The sequence below is a fragment of the Runella defluvii genome, from assembly GCF_014195535.1.
GTDB lineage: Bacteria > Bacteroidota > Bacteroidia > Cytophagales > Spirosomataceae > Runella > Runella defluvii.
Genome location: NZ_JACIBY010000011.1, coordinates 227,537 through 253,850, shown reverse-complemented (window position 1 = coordinate 253,850; position 26,314 = coordinate 227,537). Strand labels below are relative to the sequence as shown.

Annotated in this window: 29 protein-coding genes; 14 read left to right on the top strand and 15 right to left on the bottom strand. The window is 45.2% G+C overall.

Annotated elements, in window-relative coordinates:
• The first annotated feature begins 228 nt into the window (after positions 1-228).
• The 6 genes from FHS57_RS22860 (at position 229) to FHS57_RS22835 (ending at position 5,453) form a co-directional block, all read left to right on the top strand.
• Positions 229-612: a DUF8478 family putative metalloprotein gene (locus FHS57_RS22860; RefSeq protein ID WP_183977736.1), complete on the top strand. Its 384-nt coding sequence runs from the start codon at positions 229-231 to the stop codon at positions 610-612.
• Between the two features lie 274 nt (positions 613-886).
• On the top strand, positions 887-3,181 hold the full coding sequence (locus tag FHS57_RS22855; RefSeq protein ID WP_183977734.1) for a TonB-dependent receptor: 2,295 nt from the start codon (positions 887-889) through the stop codon (positions 3,179-3,181).
• Positions 3,178-3,678: a thioredoxin family protein gene (locus tag FHS57_RS22850; RefSeq protein ID WP_183977732.1), complete on the top strand. Its 501-nt coding sequence runs from the start codon at positions 3,178-3,180 to the stop codon at positions 3,676-3,678. The genes FHS57_RS22855 and FHS57_RS22850 overlap by 4 nt, the downstream gene beginning before the upstream one ends.
• Before the next feature lie 69 nt (positions 3,679-3,747).
• On the top strand, positions 3,748-3,966 hold the full coding sequence (locus tag FHS57_RS22845) for a hypothetical protein (protein WP_183977730.1): 219 nt from the start codon (positions 3,748-3,750) through the stop codon (positions 3,964-3,966).
• On the top strand, positions 3,963-4,370 hold the full coding sequence (locus tag FHS57_RS22840; RefSeq protein ID WP_183977728.1) for a PIN domain-containing protein: 408 nt from the start codon (positions 3,963-3,965) through the stop codon (positions 4,368-4,370). Before FHS57_RS22845 ends, FHS57_RS22840 begins: the two co-directional genes overlap by 4 nt.
• Before the next feature lie 63 nt (positions 4,371-4,433).
• Entirely contained in the window at positions 4,434-5,453 is a 1,020-nt protein-coding gene (locus tag FHS57_RS22835; protein ID WP_183977726.1) for a zinc-binding alcohol dehydrogenase family protein, read from the top strand.
• Positions 5,454-5,512: 59 nt separating this feature from the next.
• Here FHS57_RS22835 and ygiD read toward each other — a convergent pair whose 3' ends face one another.
• Positions 5,513-6,337, bottom strand: coding sequence for a 4,5-DOPA-extradiol-dioxygenase (gene ygiD / locus FHS57_RS22830; RefSeq protein ID WP_229601430.1), 825 nt, complete (start codon positions 6,335-6,337; stop codon positions 5,513-5,515).
• 236 nt (positions 6,338-6,573) lie between these two features.
• Between ygiD and FHS57_RS22825 the strand changes: the two genes are divergently transcribed.
• From FHS57_RS22825 to FHS57_RS22810, 4 genes are all read left to right on the top strand, one after another.
• Positions 6,574-8,280, top strand: a complete 1,707-nt coding sequence (locus FHS57_RS22825; RefSeq protein WP_183977722.1) for a GMC oxidoreductase — start codon at positions 6,574-6,576, stop codon at positions 8,278-8,280.
• A gap of 11 nt (positions 8,281-8,291) precedes the next feature.
• Complete coding sequence (locus FHS57_RS22820) at positions 8,292-8,885, top strand: gluconate 2-dehydrogenase subunit 3 family protein (RefSeq protein WP_183977720.1); 594 nt, start codon at positions 8,292-8,294, stop codon at positions 8,883-8,885.
• Positions 8,886-9,111: 226 nt separating this feature from the next.
• Entirely contained in the window at positions 9,112-10,098 is a 987-nt protein-coding gene (locus tag FHS57_RS22815) for an aldo/keto reductase (protein WP_183977717.1), read from the top strand.
• A 239-nt stretch (positions 10,099-10,337) separates the two neighbouring features.
• Entirely contained in the window at positions 10,338-11,036 is a 699-nt protein-coding gene (locus FHS57_RS22810; RefSeq protein ID WP_183977715.1) for an OmpA family protein, read from the top strand.
• Positions 11,037-11,203: 167 nt separating this feature from the next.
• Here FHS57_RS22810 and FHS57_RS22805 read toward each other — a convergent pair whose 3' ends face one another.
• The 6 genes from FHS57_RS22805 to FHS57_RS22780 all read right to left on the bottom strand — a co-directional run bounded on the left by FHS57_RS22805 (position 11,204) and on the right by FHS57_RS22780 (position 16,978).
• A complete protein-coding gene (locus FHS57_RS22805; RefSeq protein WP_183977713.1) occupies positions 11,204-11,431 on the bottom strand; it encodes a hypothetical protein in 228 nt (75 codons plus the stop codon).
• Positions 11,428-11,883, bottom strand: a complete 456-nt coding sequence (locus FHS57_RS22800) for a DUF6932 family protein (protein ID WP_183977711.1) — start codon at positions 11,881-11,883, stop codon at positions 11,428-11,430. The genes FHS57_RS22805 and FHS57_RS22800 overlap by 4 nt, the downstream gene beginning before the upstream one ends.
• A gap of 55 nt (positions 11,884-11,938) precedes the next feature.
• The gene (locus FHS57_RS22795; protein ID WP_183977709.1) at positions 11,939-12,862 is read right to left on the bottom strand and encodes a sugar phosphate isomerase/epimerase family protein; all 924 of its coding nucleotides are present in this window, start codon (positions 12,860-12,862) and stop codon (positions 11,939-11,941) included.
• Between the two features lie 141 nt (positions 12,863-13,003).
• A complete protein-coding gene (locus FHS57_RS22790; protein WP_183977707.1) occupies positions 13,004-14,320 on the bottom strand; it encodes a TolC family protein in 1,317 nt (438 codons plus the stop codon).
• A 15-nt stretch (positions 14,321-14,335) separates the two neighbouring features.
• Positions 14,336-15,895 (bottom strand): DHA2 family efflux MFS transporter permease subunit, encoded by a 1,560-nt coding sequence (locus FHS57_RS22785; RefSeq protein WP_183977705.1) that lies wholly within the window; start codon positions 15,893-15,895, stop codon positions 14,336-14,338.
• Between the two features lie 36 nt (positions 15,896-15,931).
• The gene (locus FHS57_RS22780) at positions 15,932-16,978 is read right to left on the bottom strand and encodes an HlyD family secretion protein (protein WP_183977703.1); all 1,047 of its coding nucleotides are present in this window, start codon (positions 16,976-16,978) and stop codon (positions 15,932-15,934) included.
• A gap of 191 nt (positions 16,979-17,169) precedes the next feature.
• Here FHS57_RS22780 and FHS57_RS22775 point away from each other — a divergent pair, with 191 nt between their 5' ends.
• Positions 17,170-17,655 carry a MarR family winged helix-turn-helix transcriptional regulator gene (locus FHS57_RS22775; RefSeq protein ID WP_183977701.1) on the top strand — a complete coding sequence of 162 codons (486 nt, stop codon included), beginning with the start codon at positions 17,170-17,172 and terminating at the stop codon, positions 17,653-17,655.
• On the opposite strand, the gene FHS57_RS22770 is transcribed toward FHS57_RS22775, so the two are convergent.
• Positions 17,656-18,222 carry a hypothetical protein gene (locus FHS57_RS22770; RefSeq protein WP_183977699.1) on the bottom strand — a complete coding sequence of 189 codons (567 nt, stop codon included), beginning with the start codon at positions 18,220-18,222 and terminating at the stop codon, positions 17,656-17,658.
• 108 nt (positions 18,223-18,330) lie between these two features.
• On the opposite strand from FHS57_RS22770, the gene FHS57_RS22765 reads away from it, so the two are divergent.
• Positions 18,331-19,551: an NADH-quinone oxidoreductase subunit D gene (locus tag FHS57_RS22765; RefSeq protein ID WP_183977697.1), complete on the top strand. Its 1,221-nt coding sequence runs from the start codon at positions 18,331-18,333 to the stop codon at positions 19,549-19,551.
• Positions 19,552-19,557: 6 nt separating this feature from the next.
• On the opposite strand, the gene FHS57_RS22760 is transcribed toward FHS57_RS22765, so the two are convergent.
• The 3 genes from FHS57_RS22760 to rpmH form a co-directional block, all read right to left on the bottom strand.
• Entirely contained in the window at positions 19,558-20,259 is a 702-nt protein-coding gene (locus FHS57_RS22760) for a response regulator transcription factor (RefSeq protein WP_028523641.1), read from the bottom strand.
• A gap of 99 nt (positions 20,260-20,358) precedes the next feature.
• Positions 20,359-20,748, bottom strand: coding sequence for a ribonuclease P protein component (locus tag FHS57_RS22755; protein ID WP_183977695.1), 390 nt, complete (start codon positions 20,746-20,748; stop codon positions 20,359-20,361).
• A gap of 76 nt (positions 20,749-20,824) precedes the next feature.
• A complete protein-coding gene (rpmH, locus tag FHS57_RS22750) occupies positions 20,825-20,983 on the bottom strand; it encodes a 50S ribosomal protein L34 (RefSeq protein WP_028523643.1) in 159 nt (52 codons plus the stop codon).
• A gap of 137 nt (positions 20,984-21,120) precedes the next feature.
• On the opposite strand from rpmH, the gene FHS57_RS22745 reads away from it, so the two are divergent.
• The gene (locus tag FHS57_RS22745; RefSeq protein ID WP_183977693.1) at positions 21,121-22,515 is read left to right on the top strand and encodes a glycosyltransferase family 87 protein; all 1,395 of its coding nucleotides are present in this window, start codon (positions 21,121-21,123) and stop codon (positions 22,513-22,515) included.
• A 172-nt stretch (positions 22,516-22,687) separates the two neighbouring features.
• Here FHS57_RS22745 and FHS57_RS22740 read toward each other — a convergent pair whose 3' ends face one another.
• The 4 genes from FHS57_RS22740 to FHS57_RS22725 all read right to left on the bottom strand — a co-directional run bounded on the left by FHS57_RS22740 (position 22,688) and on the right by FHS57_RS22725 (position 25,429).
• The gene (locus FHS57_RS22740; RefSeq protein WP_183977691.1) at positions 22,688-23,464 is read right to left on the bottom strand and encodes a hypothetical protein; all 777 of its coding nucleotides are present in this window, start codon (positions 23,462-23,464) and stop codon (positions 22,688-22,690) included.
• A 78-nt stretch (positions 23,465-23,542) separates the two neighbouring features.
• Positions 23,543-24,121 carry a Maf family protein gene (locus FHS57_RS22735; RefSeq protein ID WP_183977689.1) on the bottom strand — a complete coding sequence of 193 codons (579 nt, stop codon included), beginning with the start codon at positions 24,119-24,121 and terminating at the stop codon, positions 23,543-23,545.
• Positions 24,118-24,525, bottom strand: coding sequence for a MaoC family dehydratase (locus FHS57_RS22730; protein WP_028523648.1), 408 nt, complete (start codon positions 24,523-24,525; stop codon positions 24,118-24,120). Before FHS57_RS22730 ends, FHS57_RS22735 begins: the two co-directional genes overlap by 4 nt.
• Before the next feature lie 115 nt (positions 24,526-24,640).
• Positions 24,641-25,429, bottom strand: a complete 789-nt coding sequence (locus FHS57_RS22725; protein ID WP_183977687.1) for an SDR family oxidoreductase — start codon at positions 25,427-25,429, stop codon at positions 24,641-24,643.
• A gap of 88 nt (positions 25,430-25,517) precedes the next feature.
• Here FHS57_RS22725 and FHS57_RS22720 point away from each other — a divergent pair, with 88 nt between their 5' ends.
• Positions 25,518-26,276, top strand: a complete 759-nt coding sequence (locus tag FHS57_RS22720) for a DUF547 domain-containing protein (RefSeq protein ID WP_183977685.1) — start codon at positions 25,518-25,520, stop codon at positions 26,274-26,276.
• The last annotated feature ends 38 nt before the right edge of the window (positions 26,277-26,314 follow it).

The window sequence follows — 26,314 nt, the reverse complement described above, 5'->3', positions numbered from 1 at the left end:
ATTTAAGAGATGTCAACGCGGCTAAAAACATACTACAATTCTCCGTTAGGGGCATCTAACGCTAATTAAAGGAATCCCCCAGCCTTTAGGCGGGGAAGGATGTCAAAGAACGTTTACAAGAGATTATTGGGGGAAAGTAGAAAAAACAGCAGAAATCGCTAATTATTTGCGAGAGATAAACTTTTTCTCGTAGATACTGGTTAGATTTACGAAATATTCATCCACTTCATGCTGTTTCATCAACGCATACGACAAACCATTGCTCAGGGCTTCTTGGTGTTATTCACCTTGATGCTTCTCAACGGCATTGTGTTTCGCCATGCGCACAAGCTCTCAAGTGGAAAGGTTATTACCCACGCCCACCCTTACAAAGCCTCTAATTCTAATACGCCTTTTCAACCCAACGACCACACTAAAAACGAACTGTTTTTGCTGGATTCGTTGACCAACGCAACCTACGCCGCACTTACGCTATCGGTGGCATTGGCAGTTTTGAAGCGGTTGGTTACCAATTATTCTCCACGTACCTCATTTTACTTATTAGCAGCCTATCGAACTCCTTTTTTCGGAGATTTCTCCCTTCGAGGGCCACCTACTACTACCCATTCATAGTCTTCGATTTGATGGGAAATAAATCACACACGTAACTAGGTAAAATCGGTTTTATCAAACGGATAAAAGCGCGTGCGTACGTTTATTTCTTTCCTTCAAAATGAAGGCGGTCTCCCTTTTTAAACTCGTTGTCAGTCATCCACGCCTAGCGCTGTGGTTGTCATCGACTCATTCTCGTATCATTTTACGTCGGTATTTCGGAGCGTAGTCATTCTGTGAAAACAGAAAACGGCACCGAATGCCTACTCATATCATTCCTAACGGCATTCTCACAATGAAGCATTTTTTCTTATTACTAGCGTCGTTGCTAGTCACAACCATTATTTTCGCACAAACTGGAAGTATTCGAGGAACGGTAACTGTCAAAGGCAAGCCCTTGGAATTTGGAACGGCGGCCTTGAAAAATACCCAATTCGGTACCACGACCGATGAAAAAGGGGTATTTGAAATCAAAAACGTGAAGTACGGTTCGTATCAGTTGGTGATTTCAGCCATCGGATACCGTACCATTACCAAGGCCGTAACCATTTCGGAGGCTAAATTTTTCCAAGAATTGACCCTTCAAACGGATGAGTTAGAAAATTCGTTGGCCGAAGTCGTAGTTACAGGAACGATGAAAGAAGTCTCGAAATTGGATAGCCCAGTTCCTGTCGAAATTTATACGCCCGTATTTTTCAAGCGAAATCCTGTTCCCAACTTATTTGAATCATTACAAAATATCAACGGGATTCGTCCGCAGTTGAACTGCAACGTTTGTAACACAGGCGATATTCACATCAATGGTTTGGAAGGCCCCTATACCATGATTATGATTGATGGAATGCCCATTGTATCAGGACTTTCGACGGTATATGGGTTGAGCGGGATTCCAAGTGCGTTAATCGAACGTGTGGAAGTAGTAAAAGGCCCTGCTTCTACCTTGTATGGTTCGGAAGCAGTGGGAGGTTTGATAAACGTTATTACCAAAAAGCCGTCGTCAGCACCCTTGGTTTCGGCAGATGTGATGGGAACTTCATGGGCGGAATTCAACGCAGACTTGGGGTTAAAGTACAAGTTGGGCGAAAAAATTCAATCGTTATTTGGGCTTAACTATTTCAATTTTCAACGCCCGACTGATAAAAATGGAGATGGTTTTACGGACATTACGCTTCAAAATAGAATCTCGCTTTTTAATAAATTTAGCATAGACCGTAAAGATAATCGGGTGTTCACGCTAGGTGGGCGCTACGTCTATGAAGACCGTTGGGGAGGGCAAACTCAGTGGACGCCTAAGTACCGTGGAAGCAATGAGATTTATGCCGAAAGTATCAATACCAAGCGCTGGGAGGTAATTGGGGCGTATCAATTGCCCATGAAAGAAAAAATAACCTTTCAGTTTTCGGCCAACGGGCACTTGCAGGATTCGTACTACGGCACAACCCCGTACCAAGCACAACAATACATCGGTTTTGGCCAATTTACGTGGGATAAAAAACTCAAAGAGCGCCACGATTTATTGGTAGGAACGGCTCTACGTTACACTTTTTACGATGATAATACCCCTGCAACGGACGCCGATGGAAAAAATGCGCCCTCAAAAGTGCTATTGCCAGGGTTGTTTGTCCAAGATGAAATCACGCTTACGACCAACCATAAGTTGTTGCTAGGAGCGCGCTATGATTATAACTCTATCCACGGGAGTATCTTCACGCCTCGTTTAAACTATAAATGGACATCTACCGATAAGAAAAACGTGCTTCGTGCAAGCGTTGGAAATGGGTATCGGGTGGCCAACGTATTCACCGAAGACCATGCGGCTTTGACAGGAGCGCGGAAAGTTGAATTTACGGAAGAGTTGAAGCCCGAACGCTCTTGGAACGGAAATTTAAACTACGTGCGGAAGTTTTTCTTGGGTAACGGCGGATACGTAGGACTGGATGCAACGGCTTTCTACACGTTTTTTAATAACCGTATTATTCCTGATTACCTCACTGACCCCAACAAAATCATTTACAGCAACTTGAGCGGAAACGCCGTTTCACGCGGATTATCGTTAAATATCGACGTATCGCTGGCCAACGGGCTCAAATTTATGACGGGCGCAACAGCCATGGATGTATTCCAGCGCGAAGACGACGGCAGCGGAACATTGGTAAAGCAAACCCAGCTCCTGACCGAAAAATTTACGGGCGTGTGGTCGGTGTCATATACCTTCCCACAGATTGGCCTGTCGGTCGATTATACGGGCAATTTGTACGGCCCCATGAAACTGCCAGTACTAGGGCCACTTGACCCTCGCCCTGAGTATTCGCCTTGGTGGAGCCTTCAAAATATCCAATTAGGGAAGAAATTTAACAATGGGTTGGAAATTTACGGGGGAGTAAAGAACCTACTGAATTTTACCCCGACTCCTGATGCCATTGCCCGCGCTTTTGACCCGTTTGACAAACAAGTAACGTTTGATGCGACGGGGCAAGTAGTGCCGACTCCGAATAACCCCTACGCGCTGACGTTCGACCCGTCGTACGTCTATGCGCCCAACCAAGGTATTCGCTTCTTTGCAGGTATTAGATACAATTTGTTCAAATGAAAAAGCACGTTTGGATAGCACTTTTTGGCTTGTTTGGGCTTCTGGCGGTTGAAAGCCAAGCCCAAACACTGCGTTGGACGTCGTTTGAACACCTCACCGACAGCCTCCGCAAAGAACGCCGACCTGTGCTGGTGTTTATTCATACCGATTGGTGTACGTATTGCAAAATGATGGAATTGCGTACGTTTTCGGATCAACAGGTTGTCACCAAACTTCAAGAAAAGTTTTATTGTGTTCGCCTCAACGCAGAAGATAACCAGCCCATTACGTTTTTGCAACGGGCGTATAAGTTTAAGCCAACGGGCGTGAAAACGGGAGTGCATGAGTTGGCACAAGTGCTAGGAACCGAAAACGGAAAATTGAGCTACCCAACCACCGTCTTTTTTGATCAATACCTGCAACTTCAAGGTAGAGTAGTGGGAGCACTTGACGCCAAGAGTTTGAAACAGGTGATAGAAAGCGGCATTGTGCTCAACCATTTAGCCCCAGAACGCTGAAAATAATGGGTAGGTATGCGGTGTCGATAGAATACCCAAATTAATTATCTTTGTTAAAAAAAGCCAACCATGGAAGCACTAGCCATCAATAATACCCCCGATAAACTTCAAATTACGTTTGATAAACGTTTTTTTGACGAAACATTTTTGCGCGAAACTATTGAGTTTTTACGCACAGAATACCTTGCCCAGCGAGTTGATTTCGACGAGAGTGTTGAGGATTTGGGTAAAGAAATAAAGCATAGCTGGTGGCAACGCAACAAAAACCAATACATTCAAGAGAAATGAAAGTGGTTGTTGATGCCAATATCCTATTTGCAGCTTTACGTTCTATCAACAGAAATTTTCGACAGCAGCTTTACTTTTCGGATTATACTTTTTACGCTCCTAAATTTTTGATTGTAGAAATATTTGAGCACAAAGAGCGGATAGTTGCAAAATCGAAAGCTTCTCCTCGTGAAGTATATGAATATTTAGATGATGTCTTACAGAAAATCACTTTTGTAAGCAACGACTATATATCCACCGAAAACTATCTTCGTGCTTACCAATTGTGTAAAGGGGTAGATGAAGACGATACCCCTTTTTTAGCCTTGACCCTTGAACTGCAAGCCAAACTATGGTCAAAAGACGAAACGCTGAAGACACATTTGAGAAAAAAAGGATTTGAACATTTCTTTGAAGTAAAGTGAGGCAATGCACCCGTTTATTCCAACAGGGATTTTTATCTTTGTCGCTTTCAAAACACGATTAATGTGAAAACCCTTGTTTTAAATGCCCCAGGCCATTTTCAGCAGTCTGAAACGGACTTGAACACGGAACTTCAAGACGGCGAAGTTCTTTTAAAAATCCATCGCATTGGTATTTGTGGAACCGACTACCATGCTTTCCGTGGGAAGCAGCCGTTTTTTTCGTACCCTCGTATTCTTGGTCATGAACTCGGAGCGGAGGTAGTGGCGATAAGTGCAGGTGTTGACAACGTAGTGGTAGGTGATAAAGTGTCGGTAGAGCCTTACATCAATTGCGGTAAATGCCAAGCGTGTCGCAATGGTAAAACCAACTGCTGTGAAAAACTTCAAGTACTCGGTGTACATTCCGACGGTGGAATGCGTGAGTTTCTGAAAGTTCCTGCCAATAAAGTGTATGCGTCAAAAACATTGAGTTATGAGCAGTTGGCCTTGGTCGAAACGTTGGGCATTGGCTCGCACGCGGTCAATCGGGCACAAGTGCAAGCCAACGATTTGGTGTTAGTCATTGGAGCGGGGCCGATTGGCCTTTCTGTAATTCAATTTGCCAAGCTCAAAGGGGCCAAAGTAGCCGTGATGGACATGAACGAGGGGCGGTTGGCGTTTTGCAAACAACAACTCAAGGTGGACGAAACCATTTTGTTGAAAGATAATGACCCCGTAGAGGCTATTCGGGGCGTGTTGAACGGTGATTTGCCAACGGCGGTGTTTGATGCCACAGGAAATCCAGCGTCGATGATGCAAGCCTTCAAATATGTAGCTCACGGTGGGCGATTGACCTTTGTTGGGTTGTTTCAGGGGGATGTGACTTTCAACGATCCTGAGTTCCACCGCCGTGAAGTAACGTTACTGGCCAGCCGCAACGCCTTACCAGAGGATTTTACGAGCATCATTGCGGCAATGGAAAATGGAACATTAGACACGCACCCGTGGGTTTCTCACCGCGTTCCGTTTGACTCCCTCATCGACTCATTTGAAACGCTTCTTCTTCCTGAAAGCCGAGTCATAAAAGCGGTAATAGAATTGTAAGTGCCTCTGGTTGCTCACAACCAGAGGCACGAGAGTGCGGTTACTCATAACCGCACTCTTTATCCAACCTTCACAGAAGTCATTGAAATAGAGCCCAAAACAGTTTTATCATTAAAGAAACTGACAGGCTCTTTTTCTTCTTTTAAGCCCAAAATATATAACAATGGTAAGTAGTGGTCGGGGGATGGAATCGACAACAACGTTGCTTGGCCCAATTTTTCGTAATTAATCAGCGGAGCGTGGTCATTCTCGACAATTAGTTTTTTGAATTTGGTATTCATTTCAATGGCCCAATCGTAACCTCGTTCGGTGTATTGCCAATTGAGGATACCAAGGTTATGAACCATGTTTCCGCTTCCAATAATTAGCACCCCTTTTTTGCGTAAAGCTGCTAATTCTTTCGCCAGCTCATAATGATAACGAGGTGGTTGGGTGTAATCAATGCTCAATTGTAATACTGGAATGTTGGCTTTAGGATACATGTGACGTACGACCGTCCACGTTCCGTGGTCTAAGCCCCATTCATGGTCAAGGCCGACTTGCGCTTTTTTAACGAGCGATGCTGTTTCGTTGGCCAACGCAGGGCTACCTGGCGCAGGGTACTGAACTTCAAACAAAGCCCTCGGAAACCCACCAAAATCGTGAATGGTACGCGGGGCATTCATGGCCGTTATTTTGGTGCCACGGGTGTACCAGTGCGCCGACACTACCAAGACGGCCGTTGGGACGGGTATGTCTTTGCCAAGCCGTTTCCAGCCGCCGCTAAACTCATTTTCTTCGATTCCATTCATGGGCGAGCCATGACCCACAAAAAGCAGGGGCATGAGCGAGTCTTTGGTTGCCAATTGTTCGTTCCATTTATAAAGGTCTTTTAATGAGTCCATTGCAATAGTTCCTCCCAGAACACTTTTTAGAAATTCATTTCTTTTCATATCACGCTATTTTACACCACCTTGAGCCTAGTAGCTTAGGATGTTATAAATATATGTAGATACATATAATTTTCCAAAATAGTTCTCCCTTCATTTTTGCTTGCTATTAAATCATTTTAATTGTCGTATAGACAGTTAAATACCTATCTTCGCAAACATATTTCACTATTCTAATATCTAATTAACCTATGCCAAGTTTTAATTTGAAAGTGAACAAAACCCATACCTACGATGCCATCGTGATTGGGTCAGGAATTAGTGGCGGATGGGCTGCTAAAGAGTTGTGTGAGAAAGGGTTGCAGACGCTTGTCTTGGAAAGAGGACGGATGGTACGTCACGTTGAAGACTACCCTACGATGAATAACGACCACTGGGATTTTGAACACCGTGGTAAGCTGACCGATGAAGACAAAAAGAAATACCATATTCAGGTTCGGAGTGGCTTTATTGATGAATCCAACAAACATTTTTATAACAACGACCTCGATAGCCCTTACACCGAAGTAAAGCGTTTTGACTGGATTCGGGGAAATCAGGTAGGAGGGCGTTCGTTGCTTTGGGGCAAACAATGCTACCGCTGGAGCGACCTTGATTTTGAAGCTAATGCAAAACAAAGCATCGGGGTAGATTGGCCGATTCGATACAAAGATCTTGAAAGCTGGTACACCTACGTGGAGAAATATGTCGGGATTAGTGGTGAAAAGCTAGGATTGTCGCACTTGCCCGACGGGCATTTTTTGCCTCCGATGGAGCTAAATTGCCTCGAAAAACACGTCAAAGGAAGCATTGAAAAAACGTACAAAGGTCGCCACCTGACCATTGGACGCGTAGCGCACTTGACCGAACCTATCAACGGTCGGGGGCAATGCCAAAATCGTAACCGTTGTTCGAGAGGCTGCCCTTTTGGGGCGTATTTTAGCAGCAATGCCGTAACGCTGCCTGCGGCCGATGCCACAGGTAAATTAACGCTTCGCCCAAATTCGCAAGTAGCGTCGATTATTTATGATGAGAAATTGGGCAAAGCAAAAGGTGTAAAAGTGATTGATTCAGAAACCAAAGAGGAAATTGAGTTTTACGCGCGAATCATCTTCTTGAACGCTTCGACGCTCGGAACCACCCAAATTTTGTTGAATTCTACGTCAAGTCGTTTCCCCAACGGCCTAGGAAATGATAGTGGCGAATTGGGACATAACTTGATGGATCACCACTATCGAGTAGGAGCAATGGGCAGTTACGATGGTTTTGAAGACCAATATTACAAAGGCCGTCGCCCCAACGGGATTTTTATTCCACGTTACCGCAATCTCGATGAAGCTTCCAAAATGAAAGATTTTATTCGGGGGTATGACTATCAAGGTGCTGGTGGACGAGGCAACTGGGGCGGAGGCATTAGTGGAGGTGGGGTAGGCGCTGAGTTTAAAGATAGCTTGTTTGCCCCAAGTAGCTGGGGGATGTCGTTGGTAGGTTTTGGAGAATGTTTACCTTACCACGAAAACAAAGTAACCCTCAACCAAGACGCAAAAGACAAATGGGGCTTGCCAACGTTGAGCATAGATGCCGAGTTTAAGACCAACGAAATGGCCATGCGTAAGCAAATGAAAGAAGATGCCGTAGAAATGCTCGAAAATGCGGGGTTGAAAAATGTGACGCCGTTTGATTATTCAGGGGGAATTGGCGTAGGCGTTCACGAAATGGGAACGGCGCGTATGGGCCGCGACCCGAAAACGTCGGTGGTCAATGCCAATAGCCAACTTCATGCTGTTCCAAATGTGTTTGTAACCGATGGAGCCTGCATGACTTCATCGAGTTGTGTCAATCCGTCCATCACCTACATGGCGCTCACGGCGCGTGCGGCCGATTTTGCCGTCAATGAACTCAATCGTAAAAATCTCTAATCCCCAATCAGATGAACCGCAGAGACATTATAAAATCGTCGGCCCTGTTTTTGGGCTATGCTGTTTCCACGGCTACGTTGAGCGAGGCGTTTATGGCCTGCTCGCAAGAAGCAAAATTAGACTGGAAACCTACTTTTTTGACCAATAACCAAGCGGCAAGCATTGCTGAAATTGCAGAAACAATTCTGCCCAAAACCAAAACTCCAGGAGCAAAAGAGCTAGGTGTGCCGCAGTTTATTGATAAAATGTTGAAAGATTTGCTTTCGGAAGAAGAACAAAAGGATTTTGTGGGTGGTTTAGAAAAATTGGAAGAAGATTGTGAAAAAGCCTACGGGAAGTCGTTTGTGGAATGTACGCCTGAACAACGAAAGGAGTTTTTGACCAAACTGGATGTGGAAGCGGAGAAGCTACCGCCATCAGTATGGGGCATTCGTTTGGCTCCCCCTTCGCCCACGCCGTTTTTTAGAAGAGTGAAAGAATTAACCCTTCTTGGGTATTTTACCTCTCAAAAAATCGGGAAAGAAGTGCTGGGCTATGACCCAATTCCAGGAAAATACATCGCATGTATGCCGCTAACTCCAGGCATGAATGCGTGGAATGAATAAGGTCAGACGGTAGTCAGACCGTAACCATTTGATAGTGCAGTCTGACTACCGTCTGACTGTCACCGCCGCCTGATTATCGCCTGACTGTGACCCAAAAACAAAAAGGTCAGACGACAGTCAGACCGTAGCTATTTGGTGGTGCAGTCTGACTATCGTCTGACTGCGTACTAGACCACCGTCTGACTGAGTACAACCGTCTGACTGTAACCCAAAAACAACATTGATAATGAATTACAGAAAATTAGGAAAAACTGGATTTGAGATTTCGGAAATCAGCCTAGGAACGTGGCAGGTAGGCGGAAAATGGGGGGACGATTTTAGCCACGAAAATGCGGAGAAAATTCTTCACGCGGCCGTTGATTCGGGCATCAATTTTATTGATACGGCCGATGTCTATGGTGCGGGCGAAAGTGAAAAAGCCGTGGGTAAATTTGTGAAAAGCCGCTCAGAACGTATTTATGTTGCCACCAAATGCGGACGTCAACTGAGCCCGCATGTTAGTGAAGCCTACCAGCCTGCGGTATTGCGTAAGTTTGTAGAAGATAGCCTCACAAATATGGGGTTAGAGACCCTGGATTTGATTCAACTCCATTGTCCACCCACGGAGGTGTATTATCGCCCCGAAATTTTTGAGTTGTTTGACCGCTTAAAACAAGAAGGTAAAATCTTGAATTTGGGTATTAGCGTTGAGAAAGTAGAAGAGGCATTGAAAGGCATTGAATACGAAAACGTTACCACGGTTCAAATCATCTTCAATATGTTCCGTCAGCGTCCGTCGGAATTGTTTTTTGAGCAAGCCCAAAAGAAAAACATCGGAGTCATTGTGCGTGTGCCGTTGGCCAGTGGGTTATTGACGGGTAAATTTTCGAAGTCGTCGAGTTTCACGGCAGGCGACCACCGCTTTTTTAATCGTAACGGAGAACACTTTGACAAAGGAGAAACGTTTTCGGGCATTGATTATGAAACAGGATTGGCCGCAGTAGAAGAACTTAAAGCGGTATTCCCTTCGTACGAAAACCTTGCTCCAGTGGCTTTACGCTGGATTTTGGGCTTTTCGGCAGTGAGCACCATTATCCCAGGAGCTTCTAATCCTACGCAAGCAACCGCCAATTTGGAAGCGCTCACGATTCCTGATTTGACCCAACAACAATTACAATCTGTGAATGAAATCTACGCTAAATACATAAAACCACAGGTGCATCATTTGTGGTAAAAGCCAAATTTCGTTTGATAACCTCCCCACTTACCAATTAAGTGGGGATTTTTTTGCCCAAAAATTCCCCAAATTCCCCATATCTCCCTACTGAAATCCTAAAACTACCGTGGCATAAGTATTTTACAACTAATGTCAGATTAACAGCAATGACAATAACACGGAGTTTATCAATAAGGCTCTTTTGAGCATTGAAAATTCAAAAGCTCCTTTTTTACTAACAAAGTTTTTTGTCAGCCATGAACACAATAAAAAAATCAGTTAAAAGTCTCTTGCTCGTATCGATGAGTTGTTCATTGATTCTAGGGCTTTCCGACTGCACATCCACATCCTTTCTATCAAGAACTAAGGGGAAAACGGTTTCACCTGCCAAACATGGGCAAAGTAAATCGAAAGATCCTGCCAATTACGCGATAAGCGCTTCAGTAGTGGGTGGTTTGCCGGGTACTCGTATTGAACAATACATGGAACAGCAAACCATCCAGCTACGCCAACAGCTAGGAGGCATCGCCCAAATTGAACGCTTGGGAGAAGGCATTAAAATGACGTTTCAATCCGCTATTTTATATCCTGAAGGCTCGTATGTGTTATCGAACGACCCACAACCGTTCGTAAAGAAACTTGCGCAGGTATTGCAAGATTTTAAAGACACTGAAATATTGGTAGCGGGACATACCGATTCTCAAGGAAGTTTGAAAGTAAACCAAGCGCTTTCTGAGAAACGCGCGGAAGCTTTGGCGGATTTTTTGCAAGCACATGGGGTTCCCCAATTGCGAATTGTAACCGAGGGCTTTGGCGAAACGACGCCTAAAGCCTCAAATAAAACGCTGGATGGCCGTCGTCAAAATCAGCGTGTTGAAGTCGTTGTTGTGGCTAACCAACGTTTGAAAGAGGAGGTTCGGAAAGCCGTAGAATCAGGTAGTGTAGTTCAGAACTAAGTAGCTGAAAGCGCTCAAAGTTTTTTTATGGCTATGGCCAAAAATCAGAAATTTCGTCAAGAATAAAGTAATAGTAATTGTTTTTTCATAAGGTAAAGGGTTTAGGAATAGACGGAGAGCCAGAGAAGATATCTTCTCTGGCTCTTTTGTGTGCCGTGCATACGAGTTTACGCAGCATTACTTATATTTAATAGTTGGATAGTCATGCCTGAATCTTTTAATAATTCTCGCAATTCTTCCAAATGGTCGTTTCTTAAACGTTGGTACTGCTCAACGATTAATGCAGGGCTATTACCTTCTTGGTGCATTTTTATGGCATCATTGTCCATAGCAATCAGCTCTAATAGGCGTGATACCCTTATTGCCCATTCTTCATAATTACCTATTGCAGTCATTGTCCTAATAGTTGTAAATGAATAATTCCTTTTGATTTCTTTTCACGGCTTCGACCAAATAAATGCAACCAGCGTAAATAATCAGACTCGTAAAATACGCGTTGCTTGTGTTCTTTGGGAAAGACCCGAACAAAGTAAGCATCTATCAAACTTTGTTTGTTCCAATCTCTTAACAACGGTTCGTTAGCATCAAATAAAGAAGCATCTATAAATGTCACTATGTCAATATCACGAGGGTTTAATTTTTGAGTGGTAAAACTCCCGTCAATCCATTGATAGAACTCGTTACCTATAATTTCTTGTAACCTATTGAGATAGGTTAAATATTCTGTAAAAATTACTGAGCGTGTAGAGGAAGTTGGAAAACTTTTTACAAATACATCCTCAAAAATTTCTAGAGTGGTCTCAATCACCTCGTAGGGGAATAGGTGTCCGTTTTGGTCAAATGTCATTGTACCTAACTTCAAATAGTATGTCACTATAACAAATATACAATTTGTACTTTGTTTACACCCAGCCTTTAAAAACTTTTTGAGCGTAAGCAAGGTCTTGTTGATGGGCTTGAATGGCGTTGAGCGTGTTGGGAGATTGTGGCTCTAAGCATTGTTCCAATACGAGTAAGGGTTTGACGTTCATGGTTTTCAATTCGCGGACAAGTCGTGGGTAATCGATATCGCCTTCGCTGAAGGTTTCTCCCCAAATTTGCCCCACCGACTGTCGTATGTGAAGTTCTACGACTCGTTTTCCGTACATTTTTACAATATCGAACAGTGCAACTTGGGAGTTGCCAGCTCCTCGGTAGATCCAATGTGCGTCCAAGCACAGGCTGACATTTTGCGGATGCGTATTTTGTAGCATGTGGTGAAACTCCCGCGCGCCTGCCTTAAACTCCGCGTCGTGGGTATGATAGGCGAGGGTAATGCCTTGCTTTTTTAACTCAGAACCTAGCAGGTCTAAATTTTTGGCTTGTTTGATTAGCTGTTCATCGCTTTTGATTTCGGCCCCTCCCCAACGAATGGGATTGGGACTCGTAACTAAAATCGATAAACCCAGCGGCTTGGCTTCTTTGGCAATGGCAATGGCCGTTTCGATGGTTTTTTGACTTTCGGCGTCTTCGTGCAAAATACTTCCGATGTAAGCCGAAGGAAGGGCCAATTGGTATTTTTTTAAGAGAGGTGCCAGCGTTTTGACGTCGTTGGTGGAATAAAAACTGGGTTCAAAGGCTTTCAATCCTGATTTTACGTATTCAGCAAGCGAGGCGTCGAGGTTTGCGCCCCAACTGCGTTTTTCGCGTTCATAAAAGGTAAACCACGAATATTGATTACACGAAATGAAGGGTGCAGCTGAAGTTGTGGCCCAAGAAGGTTTGGACGCTACAATAGCGCTGGTAGCAGCAAGCGTTTTGATGAATCGACGACGAGAGGTAGCCATAAGGGTTTCATTTTCAGTAAAAAGGCACAAACCTCCCTAAAAATACTTTTCAGCGTTTTAGGAATGAACGACACAAAAAAGCCCTTCTAGGTGAATTTCCTAAAAGGGCGAAAATAGGCGCTAATGGTTAGTTGCCTACACTCAATTTTTCCAAAACTCGTCTCCCGTTAAACGTTTTAATTCCAGTTGATTGATAAACCATTGAAACTGATAGGTGAGTTCCGCCAAACGAGCTTCCTCAATGGAAGTTTGAGCATTGTCTAACTCTACGGTCGTAATGGTTCCGTTTTGTAAACGGTTCTGGGCAAGTGCCAAGGCTCTTTCGGCTTGGGTTACCTGAATTCTCACGTTTTCGAGGCGCTGTTCGTTGCTTTTGAGGTCAGAAAGAACCATCTCAACGTCTTTCTGAAGCGATGCGTTCACCGATTCGAGGTTGTATTTTGTGGCTTCCAAATTCACCAGAGCTGCCTTACGCTGAATGTCGTACCGCTTGCCCGAATACAACGGAACGGTGACACTGAGCCCCGCCGCAACGTTGAAACGCAATTGATTGACGTTGGGCATGTACCCATTTTTTTCGCCAGCACTTCCTGTGAGCATCAACGTTGGTAAGTGGGCTTTGGCAGCAACCGCCACCTCGGTTTCCGCACTTTGAATGCGGTCTTTGGCCAATTGCACCTCTTTATTCTGGTTGTTGAAAAGCTGGGTCAACGCTTCTTTTGTTGGTAGATTGGCATTAAGCCCAAGTGCCAAATCTGCGACGCTAATTTCACTGCTCGGAGTTCCCGTAAGGTAGCTCAACGTGATTTTTTGTTTGTCGATTTGGTTCTCAAAATCCACTTTACGGTTTTGGGCGAGTTTCAATTTTACTTGCTGAGAAACAACGTCAAACTCCAACGCATCACCATTTTGAACCCGTTTACTGATTTGTTTTAATACATTTTCGCTGGTTTGAATGACGTCTTGCTGTACTTGCTTACTTTTCTCCAAAAACGCGATGGTGTAATACAACTGGGCAATTTGATAGGCTAAATTGTGTCGATTTAACTCTAAAGAATGGCGGGCGCTCAAGACATTTTCTTGGGCTTGACGAATACTTAGGTTTGTTTTTCCAAAATCATACAAACCATAGCCTGCGTTTATCCCTACGTTGACGTTGTGGTTGGGCATAAACTGAATCTCGCGTGAACCCTCAGGCAGAGGCAAAGTGGCCTTCATCGTAGGAGCCACGTAGCTGTAAGAAGCGTTGGCATTGACGTAAGGCAAAAGCGCTGTTTTGGCTACATCTACGCGTAGCTCACCTGCTTTGATGAGTTGTTCGGCTTCTTTGAGTTTGGGGAAATGTTCAAAAGATTGCTGGACCAACTTGGAAAGTGGGGTAGGAGTTTGGGCCACTGCGGCGTTTCTCAAAACGAGCATAAGCACGCCTACGACGGATATTTTTACAAAAGTTTTCATTTGATATATCGGCAATTAGTGAGAAGCATCGGCCGCCGCTTTGGCAGTTTGAGGCGTCATTTTTTTCTTTTCTAGGAGAAATAATAATGGAAATGTGACAATAAAGAACATCGTAGCCACCTGAAACACGTCCAAATAAGAGAGCATCAAGGCTTGTTTTTGGACGGCTAAGTTGAGGTTGCCGTACGAAAGTTGAAGGGCGTCGAGTGGATTGATGCCACGCGCTATGAGCCCTTGCGACATGGTCGTGAGGCGCTCTTGGGTAAGCATATCGCCAGGCTGTAGGTGCGCCGAAAGATTCATGGCATTGAGCGGGAGGCGTTGGGCAATGTACGTATTGACAAGTGCCACTCCAACGGCACCTCCAATCTGCCGAATCATGTTAGTGATGGCGATACCCATCGGCATTTCTTGGGGCGTCAAGGTCGAAATCGACTGATTGATGAGCGGGACGTTGGAAAGAGCAAGCCCTACACCACGAATCATCAAGGCGCCCATTAAAATGGCAGGAGACGCGTTGAGGTCGATGATAGACATTTGGTAACAAAAAAGGGCAAAGGCAAGGTAACCGACGGTGGCAATGGAACGCGGTGGAACGCCTTTTGAAATTAATCGTCCCACAATTGGGAAAATAAAAAGTGTAATTCCTGCGCCAGGGATAAGCAAAAGCCCCGTTTGGGTGGCAGTGTAGCCAATAATCCGTTGGACAAACAACGGGTACATAAATACCGACGTAAAAAGTCCAATACCAATCACAAAGACAAGAATAGAGCCTAGTAAAAGGTTGCGGTTTTTCAGCACCCGCAGGTTTACTACGGGATTGGGGATTTTTAATTCCCACCAAATGAACGAGGTCAGCGAAACAATCAGCGCAATGGTACAAATCACAATCGTTGGGTCTTCAAACCAGTCGTTGGCTTCGCCGCGTTCGAGCACGTACTGCAAGCACCCGATACCAATTGAAAGAAGCACAATTCCCAAATAATCAATCTTGATTTTACTGCGGTCGATGTGGTGCTCTTCGGGTTTTTTGTCGATGTAGATATAGCTTAACAAGAAGGCGACAATCCCAATCGGAACGTTGATAAAAAACATCCAACTCCAATGGTAATTGTCGATAATGTACCCGCCGAGGGTCGGCCCAAACGTCGGCCCAAGCACAATACCCATCCCAAATACCGCCGAAGCAATGGCGCGTTGATGAATTGGGAAAGAATCATACAACAACCCTTGGGAAACCGAAAGTAAAGCTCCACCACCTACACCTTGTAAAAAACGCGCCAAGACGAGCAGGGGCAGGGTATCGGCAATGCCGCACAAATAGGAGGCAAACGTAAAAAGGGCAATGGAGGCGACGAAGTAGTTTTTCCGCCCAAAGTAGTTCTGTAAAAATCCCGTTAGCGGAATAATAATCACGTTGGCGATGGCATACGACGTAATAACCCACGAAATATCTTCAATGGTCACGCCCAAGTTGCCCGCCATCTGATAAATACCTACGTTCACAATCGAGGTATCTATCAGTTCCATAACGGCCGCTGTGATGACCGTGATGACAACAATCCATCTTTTCATAGTGTGTGTGTTCTAACTCCGATGATTGAACCTCGTTTACTGTACTTTGACCGCTACTTCAACGCTCAAACCAGCGCGGAGTAGTTCTTTGTATTGTTCGGGGTGCTCAATCTCGATTTTAACGGGAACGCGCTGCGTAAGCTTTACGAAGTTACCCGAAGCGTTGTCGGGAGGAAGAAGCGAGAATTTTGCGCCTGTAGCGTCGGAAATAGTTTGGATTTTACCACTTATTTTTAACGTTGGGTACGCATCAATTTTGAGCTCAACGGGCTGTCCTACGCGCATTTTTTCGAGCTGGGTTTCTTTAAAATTGGCCGTTACCCAGTAAGCCGCTTCGTTGACAATCGTGAACAGGTTTTGCCCAGGTTGTACGTATTGACCTTTGGCAACGTTGATTTTGCCCGTTTTTCCCGATACAGGCGCGTCGATGTGGGTATATGACAAACGTAATTTGGCTTGGTCGAGCACGGTTTGCTTTACTTTTACCATGGCTTCCATTTTTTTGATGGTCGCTATCGCTGCCCCTTCGGCTACTTTCGCTTGGTTTACTTGGGCCAAAGCTGCGTCGTATTGGCGATTTTGCACTTCTACGTTGGCTTGGCTATCGTCTAGTACTTTTTTGGTCGTTGAGCCTCCTTCGTACAGGTTTTTGTCACGAGTCAGGTCGGCCGCGGCTTTGGTTTTGCGGCTGGCTTGTACGTCGGCGTTGGCCTTGGTTACTTTGTACGCTTCTTGAGCGTTGCGGAGCGCTGCTTTGGCGGTTTCGATGTCGGCTACGGCTTGTTGTAGGTCGGCATCGGCTTGGGCTACGGCAATTTGGTATTCTTGGGGATCAATCTCAATGAGACGGTCGTTGGCGCGTACACTTTTATAATCTTCTACGTTCGATTCGAGTACATACCCTGCTACGCGGGCAAGAACGGGCGAGTTCTTGGTTTCAATCTGGGCATTGTCGGTGGTTTCGTAGGTTTGATTGTAACGATACGATTGAAAACCGTAAAAACTACCTACGCCGAGTACGGCAAGAACAACGGCAAATGGTAGCAGTTTTTTGAAAGGACTTTTAGATGAAGTGGTATCCATGGCGTTTTGTTTTTTATGCGGAGGTGAGCAATAAGTTGTTTTACAAAAAAGTTATAAGTAAACTTGGTTGACTATATTTGCGGCAGCAAAGGTAAACTAAGTTGACCAAAAAAGTCAAATAAGTTGACTAAAAATTGGATTAAAATTTGAGTGCTATTTTTTAATAACCTGTATTCCAATAGATTTGTAACATGGAAAAAGTACTTGCATCAGGACGGATATATAGCTTTGAGAAGTTTGAATCAATGCGTCAGCGCTCCATTGGGCGGCTTTTGTGGCGGCTCAAGCGTCACGTTCATCTTCACATTGCCCCACTTTTAGAGAAACGTGGCTACACAGATATTAAGATGAGCTCGATTTCGTTGTTGGTCAACATTGAGGAGGAAGGGATTACGAGCAGTGAATTGGCCAAAAAGTTGGAAGTGACCAAGCAAGCCATGAGTAAAGCCGTCAAAGAGTTAGAAGAAACGGGGTACGTTTACAGCTGCCCAAGCGAAAAAGATGCCCGAGCGAGCATCATTTTTTTGGACGATCGTGGCAAAGAGTTTTTGCTAGACTTAAACGAAGAAATGCAAGGAATGCAGGCGCGTTTTGAAAAAGCAGTAAGTGCCAAAAAGTATAACCAAATGGTGGATACCATGTGCGATTTGCTGGCAGTGCTTGATGCCGAAGAATAACTACATCAAGCGCCGCACAATCAAACTTTGCACCAACTCAAAAAACGGTTGAGGCTGTAGCGTGCGCCAGTTTTCAAGGTGGAGAGTTCCCCCAAAATTGAGGTAATAGTCGAGTCGGTAGCGTTTCCATTCGCGTTCGGTATGGTCGCGAGAACCCACAACGGCAATCCAGCCATCTTCGATTTCGTCAAACCATTCGGCATAATATTCATCGTCGGAGCCGTGAAAATTAAGAATATTTTCGGCAATAAGAATGTATTTATTGATGCCTTGGGCCAGCAAATGGTCGATGACATTGCGTTTGAAGTGCATGATGTCGTTGTGAAGCGTGTCGTTCCATTCCCCAAAAAGCTCAATGACGGCAAACTTCTTCTTGTAGTCAGCAAATAAAATCTTGACATAGAGCGTCTCGGAGTCTATTTCGTCCCACAAAGGGTGAATATAATACCCGTAAATGTCGTGCTCGTACTGGTTTAAATTATAGTCTCGACCGTAAAAAGGGGATTTGCGGTCGTTGGCAGCGACATAATGTTTTTCCCAATTATAAAAAGGTTCTATCTCGTGCATAGCGCTTTCTTCTCTTCGTCCGTGACAAATATACAAACGCCAAAGGTTAGTAAGGGCGAGGTGGAAGGATTTTCTTACTAACTTGCATCCTCAATTTGACCCATTGTTATGGCTACTTCAACGGTACAATACGATTACCAACCCGAGCATTTGAACATTTCGGAGCCGAGTAAATACACCGCCGACCAGCTAAAGTCGGAAGAAATGGTGATTAACTTAGGCCCGCAGCACCCTTCCACCCACGGAGTGTTGCGCTTAGAAGTGGTGTCGGATGGTGAAATTATCGTGGACGTAGTGCCGCACCTTGGGTACTTGCACCGTTGTTTTGAGAAACACGCCGAATCGCTGCCTTTCAACCAAATCATCCCGTACGTAGATCGGATGGACTACGTGGCGGCTATCAACTCCGAACATGCCTACGTGATGGGTGTCGAACGGATGTTAGGCATAGAGAAAGATATTCCAAAGCGGATTGAATACATTCGGGTGTTGGTAGCAGAACTCAACCGCCTGGCTTCGCACTTTGTAGCCATTGGTACGTATGCCATGGACATTGGGGCATACACGCCTTTTTTGTGGCTCATGCGCGACCGCGAACATATTTTGCGGATGTTAGAGTGGCTTTCGGGCGCTCGAATGCTCTATAACTACGTTTGGGTTGGAGGCTTATTTTACGATTTGCCAGTAGGTTTTGAAGAGCGCTGTCAGGAGTTTGTGAGTTACCTCAAACCCAAACTGCGGGAATTGCAACAATTGGTCATCGACAACAAGATTTTTGTGGAGCGTACGGCCAATGTCGGCGTTTTGCCGCTCCCCGTGGCCATCAATTATGGCTGCTCGGGGCCTGTGTTGCGCGGTTCGGGCTTGCGTTGGGATTTGCGCAAAGTGGATGGCTATTCGGTCTATCCTGAGTTGGAATTTAACGTACCGATTGGAGAAGGACTCGTGGGTACTGTTGGCGACTGTTGGGATAGAAACTACGTTCGGGTGCAGGAGTGCTGGGAATCTCTTGGCCTGATCGAACAGTGTGTAGAAAAACTGTTGGGAGAGCACCGTCGCACGCCTGACTTTGACCCGCAGGCAGTCGTGCCGAAGAAAATTCGCCCTCAGGCGATGGATTTTTACATAAGAGCTGAAAATCCCAAAGGTGAACTAGGCTTTTTCTTCCGTACCGATGGGAGGTCGGATATTCCCGTGCGATGCAAAGCACGAGCGTGTTCGTTCAATAACTTATCGGTCATTGCCGAAATCTCACGCGGTGCTATGCTCGCTGACTTAGTGGCTATTATCGGTTCTATCGACGTCGTAATGGGCGAAGTGGATCGCTAGGAATTTCTATTCGTCGGTAAACATGTACCCTACGCCTTTGAGGGTTTTGATGTAGTTTTCGCCGACCTTTTCACGGACTTTACGAATGTGAACATCGACGGTGCGTTCGAGAACATAAATATCGGCTCCCCAAATTTTTTGCAAAAGTTCTTCACGGTTGAAGACTTTATTGGGGTGATTGGCCAAGAAAAACAACAATTCAAATTCTTTTTTTGGCAAAACAACCGCTTTATCGCCCTTCGTAACCGTATAATTTTTACGGTTGATGTGCAAGCCTGCAATCTCAATTTGGGACTCTGGCTCCGATTTTTGGGCTTCTCTTCTAAAAAGCGCATTGATACGGCTCATCAGCGCGCGTGGCTTGATGGGCTTGGTCAGGTAGTCGTCGGCACCAATCTCGAAAGCGGCTACTTCCGAATATTCTTCCGAGCGGGCGGTCAAAAATAAGATGTAGGTATTTCTAAAATCGGGGATTGCTCGCAGTTGGCGGGCGGTTTCGATACCGTCCATTTGAGGCATCATAATATCGAGAACGACCAGCTCAGGGATAAACGAGCGAGCCGTTTCAATGGCCATTTTTCCGTTGGCAGCGGTGGCTACTTCGTAACCTTCTTTTTCTAAATTGTATTCAAGTAGCTCAACAATATCTGGGTCGTCATCGACGACTAAAACTTTGTGTGCGATTTGAGCCGATTTGGCAGCGCTCATAGCATGGATTTTTATTACGGCGACGAAATTACGAGTCGTGTAAACAATTTTAACACGCTAAACTTATTCTTAACACAAATTTAACAGTAGAAATCACTTTTACAATTCCTTACCGAGGCGCCCAATAAGCTTCTGTAAACCACGCTCGATGGTTTCGTAGTCCACTTTTGTTTTGGCAATAAGAATAAACGCAATGTAGCTTGGTGGACGCTGTTCTGGAGAAGAAAAGAAAAGATGTTTATTCTTTCGATACGCCTCTCGACAACGGCGGCGTAGAAGGTTTCGATCAACCGCTTTTTTGAAATTGCGCTTTGAAATCGAAAACAAGACTTGAGGAGGCTGATTCGGCGGAACGTCCGAATCAACTAGATAAAATACCTTAAATGGAAAAAGGTAGGACGTTTTTGCTTCCGTACTACCTTTTTCGAACAAACGCCCTATGGTTTTTCGACTACAGAGACGTTCAGTTTTTGGGAAAGTTTGCTTCATCTTAGCATCGAGCATCAAGCCAAAGCGGTAGCTTACAAAGCGACAACTTTAGACTTCAAACTCTAAACTATTGACTTTATTGCTTGTGACGCTTCTCGTCAGAAACTGTCAATTTCCAACGGCCTTTTTTGCGACGAGCTGCCAATACTTTGCGGCCATTAGCAGAAGACATACGCTCACGGAATCCGTGCTTGTTACGTCTTTTGCGGTTTGAAGGTTGATATGTACGTTTCATTTCTTATGCCTTTTATTACCTGTAAATCCTTGATTTCAAAACGAGTCCGCAAAGGTACGGAAACTTTCAAAAGTTTACAAACTAATTTTGAAGAAAAAACCGACCTTTGTTGCTGATTATTTGTATTCAACGACTTTATGCCCCTCTTTCAGCGTCATCAAACCCCCAAATTACCCCTGCACACGTTGCCTGACAAACAGCCAATAGGGTGGATGCTGCTAGTCTTGTTGAGTGGTAGCATTGGTTATTGGTGGATTGGCTATGAAATAGACCGTACACAGTTAAAAACGTTGATTTTGGTGTATGGAAGCCTATTTTTGGTATATGGGCTTGTCGTAACTCGCTCGTGGAATGCGGCACAAACGCGTTGGTGGATGGGGATTGCCGTGCTTTTGCGGCTTGTGTTTCTGTTTTCAACGCCTGTTTTGTCCGATGATTTTTTTCGTTTTGTGTGGGACGGACGCCTGTTGGTGGCGGGTGTTAATCCATACCTGTATCTTCCTTCCAACGTGCTTCATTCACCCCTTTTTTTATCAGCAAATCTAAGCACAGCTTTGTACGAAGGGCTTAATTCCCCCAATTACTTTACAGTTTACCCACCTCTTAACCAGTTGTTTTTTGGCATGGCAGCCTGGATTGGAGGGGATAATGTCCAACTTTCGGTGGTTGTGATGCGGGTTATCATTCTCATGGCTGAGGTGGGGAATTGCTGGTTGTTATCATCACCCCAAAACCTTGGAATTCGACCATCTGCAAAGCGGAAAATCAACGGTTTGGTCTATGCCTTAAACCCGCTGGTGATTGTGGAACTAACTGGCAACTTACATTTCGAAGCAGTGACGTTGTTCTTTGTGTTACTGGCTGTGCGTTGGCTCAATCGCCCTTGGTTCAAGGATTCTTATTTGACAGCCTCTGCTGTGGCGTTAGGGCTGGGGGCATCAGTAAAGCTGCTGCCGCTGATTTTTCTACCATCACTGGTACGGCGGATAGGTTGGCAGAAAGGAATAATCTACGGTGGAGTCGTAGGCGCAACAATGGTTGGTTTATTTCTCCCTTTTTTGAATAAAAGTCTTTTTACCAACGTTGGAGCAAGCCTTGATTTGTATTTCCAGAAGTTTGAGTTTAATGCCAGCGTCTATTACCTCCTACGTGAAGTTGGCTATCGGATAACGGGTTATAACCTTATCCAATCGTTGGGGCCTGTGTTGTCATTGATTACCTTGGGAACGGTGAGTTGGTTAGCATTTCAAAAACGCAGCCTTGCCGAGAAAATGCTCCTTTCGTTGACCGTCTATTTCTTTTTAGCCACGACCGTACACCCGTGGTACATTACGACGCTTGTGGCGTTGGGGGTGGTTACAAGGCATTGGTACCCTGTGCTTTGGTCGCTGATGTTACCTTTGACGTACGTGGCCTACGCTTCGTCTCCCTACCATGAAAATCTCCGAGTGGTAGGGGTAGAATACATTCTTATTTTCGGACTTTTTGCGTACGAAGCTTTTCTAAAAGGTATTGATTGGGAAACTAACTAACCCCCTTTTGCTCATTTACCTCTTGCCTTTTGCCCCTTGCCCTTTGCAAACTTGCCTTTTGCCCTTTGCAAACTTGCCTTTTGCCTCTTGCAAACTTGCCTTTTGCCCTTTGCAAACTTGCCTTTTGCCCTTTGCAAACTTGTCCCTTGCCCTTTGCAAACGTGCCCTTCGCTTAATTCCCTTTTATCTTTTCCTGCAAAAATTTTAACTGCATTTGGGTAGAATCGCTGGGAGAAGTGTAGGTCAGCCAAGCCGAAGAAGCGCGTTCGTCTTTGGGCAAGAACACCAAACCGCGTATCGATTCGTTGGGCGGAAGGGTAGTTTTTCGCAGGGACATTTCTTGCCAATTGGCGCGTTCGTGTTGTAGTCGTTCCGTGCGGATTCGTTGGAGATTTACGTCAGCAATTTGTTTTTGGATGATAAAATTATAGGCTTGAGCGTGGGCATATTGCAAGTTGGCGCGTTGCGTCCACGACTTATCGCGGCGGTTGGACGAGTTGATGTCGCTGGCAACGGTTGCCACCAACAACACGCCGTTCAGAATAGACGCTGCGGCAAGGCGTCGTTTTTCGCGTTGGATGTCCAACGTTGCTTGTTGAATTTTTTCTTCGGGATTGAGGGCGCGGTAAAAAGCCGTGTAGGAGGCGTTGATAGCACTGCGCAGGGTGTCGTTTTTAGTATCGAAAGGGATGTAGTGAAAATCGTTGGGGTCAACCAAGAGCGAAGCCTGCGTGCGATTTTTGACTTCGACGTCCAAAACAATGTTGTGGGCATCTTCAAACTCGTAGGAGGCGACCAAAACAACGCCGTTTTGTTCGGCGCGCGTCACTTCTCTTCCTTCGATCCAGGCAATGTCGCCTGAGGCGGGTTTCCATTGGTAAAAATACGTGCTGCAACCCGACATGAGCGAAGCGGCAACTAAAAACAAAACGAGTCGTAGGTGTTTCATGGCAAAAGCGAATTTTCAGTGCTGTACAACAAAAATACGCACAGAAAACTCGCTTTCAAATAATTTTTTGACGAACGGTTAGGCGACCATAAAAGGCTGCAAAAGTTCGTAAACTTTATGAAGTGGTAACCCCATGATGGTATAAAATGAACCCTCGATACGCGGAATCCCTATCATGCCAATCCATTCTTGCACGCCGTATGCCCCCGCTTTGTCGAATGGGCGGTAATGGGCGATGTAATACTCAATTTCACTCTCGGAGAGTGTTTTAAATGCCACATGGGCTACATCGCTGATGGTTTGGTAACCCTGAGGACTTAACAAAGACACGCCTGTGATGACCTGGTGCGACCGCCCCGACAACAATTGTAACATCTCGCGTGCTTCGGCGGCATCGGCAGGTTTGTTGAGAATGGTATCATCGACGACCACGACGGTATCGGCACAAAGAATGAGTTTTTCGCCTAAATCATGGGCAAATTGTTCGGCTTTGTGTTGGGCCAAGTACCCAGCCACGTCCGAAACGGGCATATCAGCGGGAAAAAGCTCGTCGGTGGGGCGAACTTGCACCGTAAATTCAACCCCCATTTCCCTCAGTAATTGCTGACGGCGTGGAGAGTTGGAAGCAAGAACGAGGGCGTGAGAGAGGTTTATCATATCTTCTCTTTGTGCATAAGCGTTGCGACGCCTTTGGTCGTGATTTTACCCGTCGTTACGTCAAATACCTCACCTAAAATTTCACCTGTGTGCTTTTCGGGGTTAAGGCTTTGTACGGTAAACTTCACTTTGTAATCGGTATCGACAAACATAGGGCGTAAAAACTGAAACGTTTGTCCTACGTAAATCGAACCGTAACCAGGAAAACGAGTACCAATGATTTTGGTGAAAACACTAGCGCCTAGCATCCCGTGGATAATCGGGCGTTTGAAGGGCGTTGTAGCAGCGTAATCGGGGTCTAAGTGCAAAGGGTTATCGTCGCCCGTAAGCTGAGCAAATGCAATGACTTCTTCTTGTGAAAAACGGAATTCGTACTCGTACGTGTCGCCAATGGAAAGTTTCATAAGTATAAAAGTTAAATAGTGAGTGTCATTGCCTAAAAAGTGTCGAGTGCAGAAGGTAGAATGTCGAATGAAATACCAAATTCGACACTCTGCATTCTACCCTCGACATTTATTTTTAAAGGTTTGCGGTTTTTCCGCCATCTACGGGCAGGTTGATGCCGCTGATAGCAGCGGCGGCAGGACTGCATAAAAAGGCCACGGCGGCGGCGACTTCTTCGGCTTCGGCAAAACGACCAATAGGGATTTCGGCTTCGAGTTGAGTGGCAATTTCTTCAACCGTTTTTCCTGTCGCTTGGGCACGCATTTTGTTCACCGAATCTAACCTGCCTGTTTTGGTATAACCAGGCAAGACGTTGTTGACCGTAATGCCAAATTTGCCGATTTCGAGCGAAAGCGTTTTCGCCCAACTTGCCACCGCCCAACGAATGGTATTTGAAACTCCCAAGCCAACGATAGGCTGCTTCACGGAAGTGGAAATGATGTTGATAATTCGGCCAAAACCTGCTTTTTTCATGGCAGGAACAACAGCCTGCGCCAAAAGTTGGTTGTTGACGAGGTGCATTTCAAAGGTAGCCAAAAACTGCTCGGGGGCAGCGTCGATGATGGGGCCTCCCGTCGGGCCACCTGTATTGTTGACCAAAATATGTACTTCAGGAAATTCGGCTAAATAGGCGTCGATGGCGTTTTTTACCGAACTACTACTGGCAAAATCGGCGACAAGGTAGCGGTGAGTTTGTCCTTTGCTGGTGTCAAGTGCCGCTAAAGTTGCTTGTAATGAGGCTTCGTTGCGGGCCATAAGCGTGACATTCGCCCCCAAAAGGGCAAGTTCGACGGCCGACGCACGTCCAATACCTTGGGTACTTCCGCAGACAATGGCAGTTTTGTGGGTTAAGTCAAGATTCATTTGATTCTAAAAATAGTTAGCGCGTTTGGACGATAGTAAAAACCGTTTTTCAGAGATTTACGTTTGTAGGATAAAACCATCGAAAATTATGCGCAGTTTCGCTTTTGTTCTGTTTTTTGTCGTGGGGCTATTTGGTAGTTGTACAGCTACGCCAACCTCAACGGCCGCTCCCGTGGATCATTCGGCGTGGGACAAACTTCTCAAAAAACACGTAAATGACAAAGGATTTGTCAATTATACGGCGTTTAAAAAGGATTATGACGAGCTAAAAAAGTACTTGGATATGCTCAGTGCCAGCGCTCCTAATAATAAATGGACGAAAGAGGAGCAGTTGGCGTACTGGATAAATGCGTACAATGCCTTTACAGTTCAGCTTATCCTTGACCATTACCCTGGGATTTCTACCATTAAAGACATTGGTTCTAAGATTAAAATCCCGTTGGTGAGCGATGCCTGGACGGTCAATTTTATCGTCATTGGCGGAAAAAAAATGAACCTGAACGACATAGAACACGGCATCATTCGCAAAAAATTTGACGAGCCACGTATTCATTTTGCCTTGGTGTGTGCGGCCAAATCGTGCCCACCCCTGCGTAATGAGGCGTTTACGGCCGACCAACTCAACAAGCAATTGGACGAGCAAGGACGAGATTTTATGAATGATAAGTCGAAGAATAATATCCGCAAAGACAAAGCGGAACTATCGAAGATTTTGACGTGGTACGGCGGCGATTTTACCAAAAAAATGCCGATAGTGGAGTGGGTAAATAAATATTCGACCGTGAAAATTGAGGCCAATACCCCCGTGTCTTACTTAGATTATGATTGGGATTTGAATGGGAAGTAGGGTGTTTGAGGTTTTGGGTTTGAGGTTTCGAGTTTAAA

What these genes read in the sequence shown, in the direction of transcription:
- FHS57_RS22805 (WP_183977713.1), bottom strand. Translation starts at nt 11,431, where the DNA reads ATGACTGCAATAGGTAATTATGAAGAATGGGCAATAAGGGTATCACGC.
- FHS57_RS22840 (WP_183977728.1), top strand. Translation starts at nt 3,963, where the DNA reads ATGAAAGTGGTTGTTGATGCCAATATCCTATTTGCAGCTTTACGTTCT.
- FHS57_RS22820 (WP_183977720.1), top strand. Translation starts at nt 8,292, where the DNA reads ATGAACCGCAGAGACATTATAAAATCGTCGGCCCTGTTTTTGGGCTAT.
- FHS57_RS22825 (WP_183977722.1), top strand. Translation starts at nt 6,574, where the DNA reads ATGCCAAGTTTTAATTTGAAAGTGAACAAAACCCATACCTACGATGCC.
- rpmH (WP_028523643.1), bottom strand. Translation starts at nt 20,983, where the DNA reads ATGAAACGTACATATCAACCTTCAAACCGCAAAAGACGTAACAAGCAC.
- FHS57_RS22815 (WP_183977717.1), top strand. Translation starts at nt 9,112, where the DNA reads ATGAATTACAGAAAATTAGGAAAAACTGGATTTGAGATTTCGGAAATC.
- FHS57_RS22850 (WP_183977732.1), top strand. Translation starts at nt 3,178, where the DNA reads ATGAAAAAGCACGTTTGGATAGCACTTTTTGGCTTGTTTGGGCTTCTG.
- FHS57_RS22780 (WP_183977703.1), bottom strand. Translation starts at nt 16,978, where the DNA reads ATGGATACCACTTCATCTAAAAGTCCTTTCAAAAAACTGCTACCATTT.
- FHS57_RS22735 (WP_183977689.1), bottom strand. Translation starts at nt 24,121, where the DNA reads ATGATAAACCTCTCTCACGCCCTCGTTCTTGCTTCCAACTCTCCACGC.
- FHS57_RS22755 (WP_183977695.1), bottom strand. Translation starts at nt 20,748, where the DNA reads ATGAAGCAAACTTTCCCAAAAACTGAACGTCTCTGTAGTCGAAAAACC.
- FHS57_RS22775 (WP_183977701.1), top strand. Translation starts at nt 17,170, where the DNA reads ATGGAAAAAGTACTTGCATCAGGACGGATATATAGCTTTGAGAAGTTT.
- FHS57_RS22760 (WP_028523641.1), bottom strand. Translation starts at nt 20,259, where the DNA reads ATGAGCGCTGCCAAATCGGCTCAAATCGCACACAAAGTTTTAGTCGTC.
- FHS57_RS22725 (WP_183977687.1), bottom strand. Translation starts at nt 25,429, where the DNA reads ATGAATCTTGACTTAACCCACAAAACTGCCATTGTCTGCGGAAGTACC.
- FHS57_RS22785 (WP_183977705.1), bottom strand. Translation starts at nt 15,895, where the DNA reads ATGAAAAGATGGATTGTTGTCATCACGGTCATCACAGCGGCCGTTATG.
- FHS57_RS22730 (WP_028523648.1), bottom strand. Translation starts at nt 24,525, where the DNA reads ATGAAACTTTCCATTGGCGACACGTACGAGTACGAATTCCGTTTTTCA.
- FHS57_RS22745 (WP_183977693.1), top strand. Translation starts at nt 21,121, where the DNA reads ATGCCCCTCTTTCAGCGTCATCAAACCCCCAAATTACCCCTGCACACG.
- FHS57_RS22790 (WP_183977707.1), bottom strand. Translation starts at nt 14,320, where the DNA reads ATGAAAACTTTTGTAAAAATATCCGTCGTAGGCGTGCTTATGCTCGTT.
- FHS57_RS22800 (WP_183977711.1), bottom strand. Translation starts at nt 11,883, where the DNA reads ATGACATTTGACCAAAACGGACACCTATTCCCCTACGAGGTGATTGAG.
- FHS57_RS22810 (WP_183977715.1), top strand. Translation starts at nt 10,338, where the DNA reads ATGAACACAATAAAAAAATCAGTTAAAAGTCTCTTGCTCGTATCGATG.
- FHS57_RS22845 (WP_183977730.1), top strand. Translation starts at nt 3,748, where the DNA reads ATGGAAGCACTAGCCATCAATAATACCCCCGATAAACTTCAAATTACG.
- FHS57_RS22765 (WP_183977697.1), top strand. Translation starts at nt 18,331, where the DNA reads ATGGCTACTTCAACGGTACAATACGATTACCAACCCGAGCATTTGAAC.
- ygiD (WP_229601430.1), bottom strand. Translation starts at nt 6,337, where the DNA reads ATGGACTCATTAAAAGACCTTTATAAATGGAACGAACAATTGGCAACC.
- FHS57_RS22855 (WP_183977734.1), top strand. Translation starts at nt 887, where the DNA reads ATGAAGCATTTTTTCTTATTACTAGCGTCGTTGCTAGTCACAACCATT.
- FHS57_RS22770 (WP_183977699.1), bottom strand. Translation starts at nt 18,222, where the DNA reads ATGCACGAGATAGAACCTTTTTATAATTGGGAAAAACATTATGTCGCT.
- FHS57_RS22720 (WP_183977685.1), top strand. Translation starts at nt 25,518, where the DNA reads ATGCGCAGTTTCGCTTTTGTTCTGTTTTTTGTCGTGGGGCTATTTGGT.
- FHS57_RS22860 (WP_183977736.1), top strand. Translation starts at nt 229, where the DNA reads ATGCTGTTTCATCAACGCATACGACAAACCATTGCTCAGGGCTTCTTG.
- FHS57_RS22740 (WP_183977691.1), bottom strand. Translation starts at nt 23,464, where the DNA reads ATGAAACACCTACGACTCGTTTTGTTTTTAGTTGCCGCTTCGCTCATG.
- FHS57_RS22795 (WP_183977709.1), bottom strand. Translation starts at nt 12,862, where the DNA reads ATGGCTACCTCTCGTCGTCGATTCATCAAAACGCTTGCTGCTACCAGC.